At 66.4% G+C, this 6,812-nt stretch carries 8 protein-coding genes; 2 read left to right on the top strand and 6 right to left on the bottom strand.

Features of this window, described 5'->3' with window-relative positions:
- The first annotated feature begins 181 nt into the window (after positions 1-181).
- Complete coding sequence (locus WAX14_RS17050; protein ID WP_422629236.1) at positions 182-934, top strand: cutinase family protein; 753 nt, start codon at positions 182-184, stop codon at positions 932-934.
- Positions 935-1,021: 87 nt separating this feature from the next.
- Here the strand turns inward: WAX14_RS17050 and WAX14_RS17045 are convergent, their stop codons facing one another.
- Positions 1,022-1,696, bottom strand: coding sequence for a hypothetical protein (locus WAX14_RS17045; protein WP_422629235.1), 675 nt, complete (start codon positions 1,694-1,696; stop codon positions 1,022-1,024).
- Between the two features lie 118 nt (positions 1,697-1,814).
- On the opposite strand from WAX14_RS17045, the gene WAX14_RS17040 reads away from it, so the two are divergent.
- The gene (locus WAX14_RS17040) at positions 1,815-2,303 is read left to right on the top strand and encodes a MarR family winged helix-turn-helix transcriptional regulator (RefSeq protein ID WP_422629234.1); all 489 of its coding nucleotides are present in this window, start codon (positions 1,815-1,817) and stop codon (positions 2,301-2,303) included.
- A gap of 18 nt (positions 2,304-2,321) precedes the next feature.
- Here the strand turns inward: WAX14_RS17040 and WAX14_RS17035 are convergent, their stop codons facing one another.
- The 5 genes from WAX14_RS17035 to purB form a co-directional block, all read right to left on the bottom strand.
- The gene (locus WAX14_RS17035; RefSeq protein WP_422629233.1) at positions 2,322-3,122 is read right to left on the bottom strand and encodes a family 1 encapsulin nanocompartment shell protein; all 801 of its coding nucleotides are present in this window, start codon (positions 3,120-3,122) and stop codon (positions 2,322-2,324) included.
- The gene (locus WAX14_RS17030; RefSeq protein WP_422629232.1) at positions 3,119-4,132 is read right to left on the bottom strand and encodes a Dyp-type peroxidase; all 1,014 of its coding nucleotides are present in this window, start codon (positions 4,130-4,132) and stop codon (positions 3,119-3,121) included. Before WAX14_RS17030 ends, WAX14_RS17035 begins: the two co-directional genes overlap by 4 nt.
- 96 nt (positions 4,133-4,228) lie before the next feature.
- Complete coding sequence (locus tag WAX14_RS17025; RefSeq protein ID WP_422629231.1) at positions 4,229-4,648, bottom strand: HIT family protein; 420 nt, start codon at positions 4,646-4,648, stop codon at positions 4,229-4,231.
- A 34-nt stretch (positions 4,649-4,682) separates the two neighbouring features.
- Positions 4,683-5,306 carry a TetR/AcrR family transcriptional regulator gene (locus tag WAX14_RS17020; RefSeq protein WP_422629230.1) on the bottom strand — a complete coding sequence of 208 codons (624 nt, stop codon included), beginning with the start codon at positions 5,304-5,306 and terminating at the stop codon, positions 4,683-4,685.
- A 66-nt stretch (positions 5,307-5,372) separates the two neighbouring features.
- Positions 5,373-6,794 carry an adenylosuccinate lyase gene (gene purB, locus WAX14_RS17015; RefSeq protein WP_422629229.1) on the bottom strand — a complete coding sequence of 474 codons (1,422 nt, stop codon included), beginning with the start codon at positions 6,792-6,794 and terminating at the stop codon, positions 5,373-5,375.
- Between the last annotated feature and the right edge of the window lie 18 nt (positions 6,795-6,812).

Here is a 6,812-nt window from a genome sequence, read left to right as displayed (position 1 = left end):
ATGCCCGCGTTCCTTGCTGTCCTGGATGCCTGAGAACACCCAGCTCACAAGGGCGCGGGCCCTTTTTCAATCACCGACACGGCAACGGGGTCGATCGGCACCCGCCCCTACCAAGTGCGAAGAGCCCACAACCTCGGTACGCTCCCTCTGTTCCACGTCACTTTGCCCGAGGAGTTTCGGCATGTCCGGATCAAGGGAATCGTTTCACCGCACCTTCTGCCTGCTGACGGCCGCACTCGCGGTCGGCGCATCGGCCGCTCTCCTGGCACCGGCGGCGGCGCTCGCCGACCCGGGTCCGGCCACCACCGACCCGTGCCCCGAGCGGTTCGTCATCGCGGTCGACGGCACGAAGAATCCCAACTCCGTCGACTCGCTGGACCCGGAGTCGCCGCTGGCGAAGATCTCCGACCGTTACCGTCAGCCGGGCACGGTCGTCGAACACATCCGCTATCCCGCGGTGGTCGTCCCGTTGCCGGACTCGGGTTCGAGCAAGGGATCGGACGGCATGGCCTACGACGAGTCGAAGGCCATCGGCAAGAGCCGGTTGCACGAGGCGATCGCGCGGGAACACGCCGCGTGCCCGAAATCGGAGATCGTCGTCCTCGGCTACTCGCAGGGAGCCGCGATCGCGGGCGACGCGCTGGCCGAGATCGCGACGGACGGATCGGTCCCCCCGGATCGGATTCGCGGTGTTCTCTATGCCGATCCGCGGGACGAGAAGGGAGTCGAGACACAGTTTCCCGGCCAGGTGGCCCCTGGGATCACCCTCGGTGGCGGCCGCCACGACTTCGGTGCCATCCGCGTCGACCGGGTCTGCCTCGCGGGGGACGCGGTATGTGACGCGCAGACGCCCGCCGACGGCCGAGGCTGGTTCGTCGAGGATCTCGCCGGCTATCTCCTCCTGCACACGGACTACCCCGACTACGTACGGTGAGTGCCGACGCCGGCGATCAGCGTGGTCGGCGTCGGGTCCGGGTTTGCCGACCCACACTCGAAAAGTGTTCGCACAGTTACTCGTTCACTACCGGTCCCTGACCTTCAGCACGGCTTGCGTGAAGATCTCGGTGAACTCGCCTTCGAATTCTTTGCCGTCCATACCCACGGCAGCAACCGTGTACCCGTCGACAGATGCGTAGCCGTAGAGGACCTCACTGGTCGACCAGTCCGGATTGTCCGGATCGGATACCTCGTAGAGGATGACGGCGTTCTCGGTTGCGATCGCCGGGGGGAGGTCCAGTCGCGAGGTCGTGATGGTTCGTGAGCCCATCCGGTACGTCGAACACGATCCGGTGTGCGCATCCGCGACCCGCGCGACATCGAGCGGAACGTCACTCACCAGCGCGAGATAGGAACGCTCGTTGTCGAGGTACGCGGCCATCATCGACGTCGCGTCGACGTCGCTCAACGTCAGCCTGGATTCGTCTGCGTAGCTCGACTGGTCGCCGCACTCCACGGGTTCGTACGCGATGTCGATCGGCAACCCGACGTCGCTGGGCGTGTCCAGCAGTAGGTTCATCACCAACTGTTCCGGCTCGGTGAACCGAAAGGTCTGCGTTCCGGCGGGCAGGTCCTCGGTGGCGAGAAGGAGACCGTCGCGGGATACCGCCTCCGTCGACTCCTCGTCGCTTCTCCCGCATGCCGCCAGAACCAGCAGCAGCCCAACAATTCCGGGCTTCTTCAGAAGCGCACGATACATTGGGGGAACGCTACCGGCAGCGAGTGATGGCGGTGCCGTCGCGCATTCGATCGACGTGCGTTTCGCGGACCGGCAGACCCACTAGTTCGTGCACTAACTGTTGGGTATTCTCGATGAAATGAGCTCCGACACCGCCGCCCCGTACACCCCGACCCGCGCCGACGACCCGCTCGCGCTCGAGCGACAGGTGTGTTTCGCACTCGCCGTGGCCAATCGTGCCGTGCTCGCGGTCTACCGGCCGATCCTCGAACCACTCGGCCTGACCCACCCGCAATACCTGGTGATGCTCGTGTTGTGGGAGCGGGCACCGCTGTCCGTCAAGGAAATCGGCCAGGTCCTGCAACTGGATTCACCGACCTTGTCGCCGCTGCTCAAGCGCCTGCAGGCACTGGACCTGCTCACCCGCACCCGCAGCACCACCGACGAACGGCAACTGGTGGTCGACCTCACCGACAAGGGGCGTGCACTGCGGACCCGCGCAGAAGCCGTGCCCGGCACCGTCGTCGACACGCTCGGCGTGGACATCTCCGAACTCGAGGAACTGCACGACGTGCTGAGCCGCGTCAACGCGGCCGCGCTCGCGGCCGGAGCGCCGTCGCACCGCTGACGTCGGCGCCGCCACGTATCAGGCAGAACGCAGCGCGACGGACGCCTCGCCCGTGTACACGAGGAAGGTCAACGATTCCTGGAAGTACAACTGGACGGTCTCACTGTCGTGCGACAGGTATCCGATGGACAGGTCCTGACCGATCTGCAGATCGAAGTCACCACCGCGGGTGCTGAGCACACACGCGCCGTCGATCGCGGGCGCCCAGATGATGTCACCGTCGATGAGCCGGCGGATCTGCTCCCTGATCGAATAGCCGTGATCGGCGGTTTCGCTGACTTTGGTGAACTCGTCGGCGCCGAGCAGCACCGAGTACGGGCCGCCGACACCGGCGAGACGCAGCGCGGACAATGCCTGGCTGATCGCCTCCGGAATGTCGCGCGGATCCTCGGGCAGTTCCAGCGGCGGATTCGACGAGCTCGTCCGGATCCCGTCGATATCGGCTGCCGCGTAGCCCTCGAAGATCGCACGATCCTCGGCGAACGCGATCTTCTTCGCCGCCTCTTTCACCGGATCCCAATCGGAGTCCTGCGCACCGCGCTCGACATTGTCGATCTCTTCCCGCGACAGGGTGAACGGAACCCGCAACTCGACGAGCGGAGCAACTCGGTGCCGGCGGGACTGCACACCGTCGGCGGGTGCGGCGATCGCCTCGGTGCGCCCCAGCCCGACGGCCGCGAAATCGGCGCCGTGTGGCCCGGAGAAGTCCACGACCGTACGTCCGGCGACGTGCCGTTTGAACGTGCGGATCGCTTCCTCCTCGATCGACGCCCACGCGGCATCGGTGATCGGGGCGAGGTCGCGGTAGAGATTGTTCATGACGTCGAACTCCTTCTCAAGGTGCCGATGCCGAGCGATCCGTCGTCGACGGGTTCCGGCTCCGTTGCGGAATCGGCGGTCGGGGGCGGTACGGGAAGATCGTCCAGGAACTCGGCGGCCGGACAGAAGAACAGGCTTCCGGTGACCGCCGTGGAAAAATCGAGGATGCGATCGTAGTTGCCCGGCGGGTCGCCGAGGAACATGTTGCGCAGCATCTGCTCGGTGACGTCCGGCGACGCCGCGTATCCGATGAAATAGGTCCCGAATTCGCCGCTGCCGATGCTCCCGAACGCCATGTTGGCGCGGACGATCTGCCGTTCGTTCCCGTCCGCATCCGTGATGGTGTTCAGCGCGACATGCGAGTTCGACGGTTTGACCTCGTCGTCGAGTTCGATGTCGTCGAGTTTCGTCCGGCCGATGACGCGTTCCTGATCCTCGACCGTCAACGCGTTCCAGGAACCGACGTCGTGCAAATACTTCTGCACGATCACGTAACTGCCACCGGCGAAATCGGAGTCTTCGTCGCTCACGATGGTCGCGGTGACCGCGTCGTCGTCTTCGGGATTCTCCGTGCCGTCGACGAACCCGAGCAGGTCACGCCGATCGAAGTAGCGGAAGCCGTGCACCTCGTCGACGAACGTCACGACACCCCGCACGCGATCGTTGATCTTCGCCGAGAGTTCGAAACACAGGTCCTGCGACGAGGCCCGGATGTGGAACAACAGATCGCCGGGAGTGGACGGGGCGTGATGCTCGCCTCCGTCGAGTTCGACGAACTCGTGCAGTTCGGCCGGCCGTGGGCCGTCGAAGAGCCGATCCCACAGCCCGGAGCCGATGCCGACGACGCAGGACAGGCCGCCGTCGGGAATCCGGAATCCCACAGCCCGCCGGAGATCGGCGAGATCCGCGAGCAGGTCACGAACCTCGGATTCGCCACCCTCGTCGACGGTCGCGACGAGGAAGATCGCCGCTTCGGTGAGCGGCGTCAGAATCGGTTGCGCACGGGCCACAAGATCACCGTAGAGCACGGGAAGGTCGCGTCTACCCAAACCCACCCCGCCGGTGCGGCGCGTCGCACACTATCGCGCGAGCGCGTCCCGGATCCACTATCGCGCGAGCGCGTCCCGGATCGCAGCGGCTGTGCCGTCGAGAACCGTCCGGTTCGCGGACCGCGGCAGCGCGCGCAACCCGAATCCGTCACCGCGTCGGCGCGGAATCACATGCAGGTGCACGTGGAAGACCTCCTGGCCCGCGGCGGCACCGTCGGCCAAGAAGAGATTGACACCATCGGCGGGCACGACGCCGGAGCGCAGCGCGACGGCGATGCGCCTGCCCGCATCGAAGACGCGCGCCCCGTCCTCCGATGCGAGTCCGCCCAGCCCCGCCGCGTGACGCTTCGGGACGACGAGCAGATGCCCTGCGGTGAACGGACGGATGTCCATGAACGCGATCACATCGGGTTCGTCGAGCACCACGCTGGCCGGTGCCTCGCCCGCCACGATCGTGCAGAAGACGCAGTCGGTCACCGCGACGGATCGTCGGTCCGCGGGCCCGGCCCGCTCACGCGATGCCCTGCATCGTCAACGGAGGACGAACAACGCCGAGCAGACGAATGAGCTGAGCTTCGACCTCCGGACGATCCCGTAACGGGTCGTCGCTGTGCGCGAGATACAGCATCGCTTCCTCGATCGCAGCGAGCAGCAGGTGCGCGAGTACCGGCGAGGACGGTGGCGCAGAGCCGTCCGCGCGCGCGATCGCCGCCAGGGACCGCTCGACACGGGCGATCGTCGACTTGCGGTGCACCTCGCGCACCTCGGCCCACCCCAGCACCGCCGGGGCCTCGATCAACAGCAGCCTGCGGGTCGCCTGGTCGTACACCGTGTCCAGCGACGCGAACACCGCGTGGAGGAACATCTCCCACGGTGTGGCGTCGATCGCGGGTGTCCCCAGCGTCGCCTCCGCCTCGAGCTGAATCCTCTCGATGACACCGCGGAAGAGTTCCCGCTTGTTCGCGAAGTGGTGGTACAGCGCACCTCGGGTGACCCCGGCATGCACCACGATCTCCTCGGTCGCGGCGGCCGCATAGCCGTCCCTCAGGAAAATCTCCTGAGCGGCGTCGAGCAGTGCCGCGCGGGTACGCGCGGCGTCTCGAATCCGCCCGGATTGCTCATGTTTGTCGGACATCTTCTTTCCCCTGCTTCATTTCCGTTACCCGATCGAACATCCCCCCGGGGCGTGCGACGCGACGGCTCAGAGAATCGGAGCCGGCCTGTACTTCGCCGCCTCCGGATACCGCGCCACTACGCTCTCCACGGCGTCCACCACGGACGCCACCTGCGCTTCGGCCGCACCGACGAATGCGGAGCGGTCGGCCAACGCGACCTCGAGTGCCGCCCGGTCGAGCGGCAACCGGTCGTCGCCGGCGAGCCGGTCCAGCAGGTCCGGTTCGCGGCCCTGCTCGCGCATCGCAAGCGCCACCGCCACCGCGTGTTCCTTGATGACCTCATGGGCGGTTTCCCGCCCGACACCGGCCCGCACCGCTGCCATCAGCACCTTCGTGGTGGCGAGGAACGGCAGGTAGCGGTTCAGTTCCTTCTCGATCACCGCCGGGTAGGCACCGAACTCGGCGAGCACCGTCAGGAACGTCTCCATCTGACCGTCGATCGCGAAGAACGCATCGGGCAATGCGACACGACGCACCACCGAACAGAACACGTCACCTTCGTTCCACTGCGCCCCGGCCAGCTCGGCAGCCATCGACGCATAGCCGCGCAGCACCACCTGCAATCCGTTCACGCGCTCACACGAACGGGTGTTCATCTTGTGCGGCATCGCCGACGAACCGACCTGGCCGGGCTGGAAACCCTCGGTGACCAGCTCGTGCCCGGCCATCAGGCGGACGGTGTGCGCCAGCGACGACGGGCCCGCACCGACCTGCACGAGCGCGGACACCACGTCATGATCCAGCGACCGCGGATAGACCTGCCCGACACTGGTGAACACATGCGCGAAACCGAGATGCTCGGCGACCTTCTGCTCGAGTTGTGCGAGCTTGCCCGCGTCACCGTCGAGTAGATCGAGCATGTCCTGTGCGGTACCCATCGGGCCCTTGATGCCGCGCAGCGGATAGCGGTCGATGAGTTCGCGCAGCCGGGTCAGCGCGATGAGCAGCTCGTCGGCCGTCGACGCGAACCGCTTGCCGAGGGTGGTGGCCTGCGCCGCAACGTTGTGGGAACGCCCGGCCATCACCACCGTCGAGTACTCGGCGGCACGCTCGGCCAGGCGGGCCGCGATCGCGACACCGTGCGCGTGAATATGCTCGAGCGACCGCAGTATCTGCAGTTGCTCCACGTTCTCGGTGAGGTCGCGGCTGGTCATGCCCTTGTGCACGTGCTCATGTCCGGCGAGCGCGTTGAATTCTTCGATGCGGGCCTTCACGTCGTGGCGGGTGACGCGCTCGCGAGCCGCGATCGACTCGAGATCCACGTTCCCGAGAACCCGTTCGTAGTCGGCGAGGGCCTCGGCCGGAACGTTGATGCCCAGCTCCGCCTGCGCGGTCAGCACCGCGAGCCACAACTGCCGTTCGAGCACGATCTTGTGCTCCGGCGACCACAGTTCCCGAAGATCGGGGCTGGCATATCGGGTGGCAAGGACATTCGGAATAGCGGTCACAACCGCACAGTTTACGGG

This window comes from Rhodococcus sp. (in: high G+C Gram-positive bacteria), assembly GCF_049299235.1.
GTDB lineage: Bacteria > Actinomycetota > Actinomycetes > Mycobacteriales > Mycobacteriaceae > Rhodococcus.
Note: the sequence above shows the minus strand (reverse complement) of the source record. Positions and strands in the feature narration are given on the sequence as shown.

What these genes read in the sequence shown, in the direction of transcription:
- WAX14_RS17045 (WP_422629235.1), bottom strand. Translation starts at nt 1,696, where the DNA reads ATGTATCGTGCGCTTCTGAAGAAGCCCGGAATTGTTGGGCTGCTGCTG.
- WAX14_RS17035 (WP_422629233.1), bottom strand. Translation starts at nt 3,122, where the DNA reads ATGAACAATCTCTACCGCGACCTCGCCCCGATCACCGATGCCGCGTGG.
- WAX14_RS17040 (WP_422629234.1), top strand. Translation starts at nt 1,815, where the DNA reads ATGAGCTCCGACACCGCCGCCCCGTACACCCCGACCCGCGCCGACGAC.
- WAX14_RS17050 (WP_422629236.1), top strand. Translation starts at nt 182, where the DNA reads ATGTCCGGATCAAGGGAATCGTTTCACCGCACCTTCTGCCTGCTGACG.
- WAX14_RS17020 (WP_422629230.1), bottom strand. Translation starts at nt 5,306, where the DNA reads ATGTCCGACAAACATGAGCAATCCGGGCGGATTCGAGACGCCGCGCGT.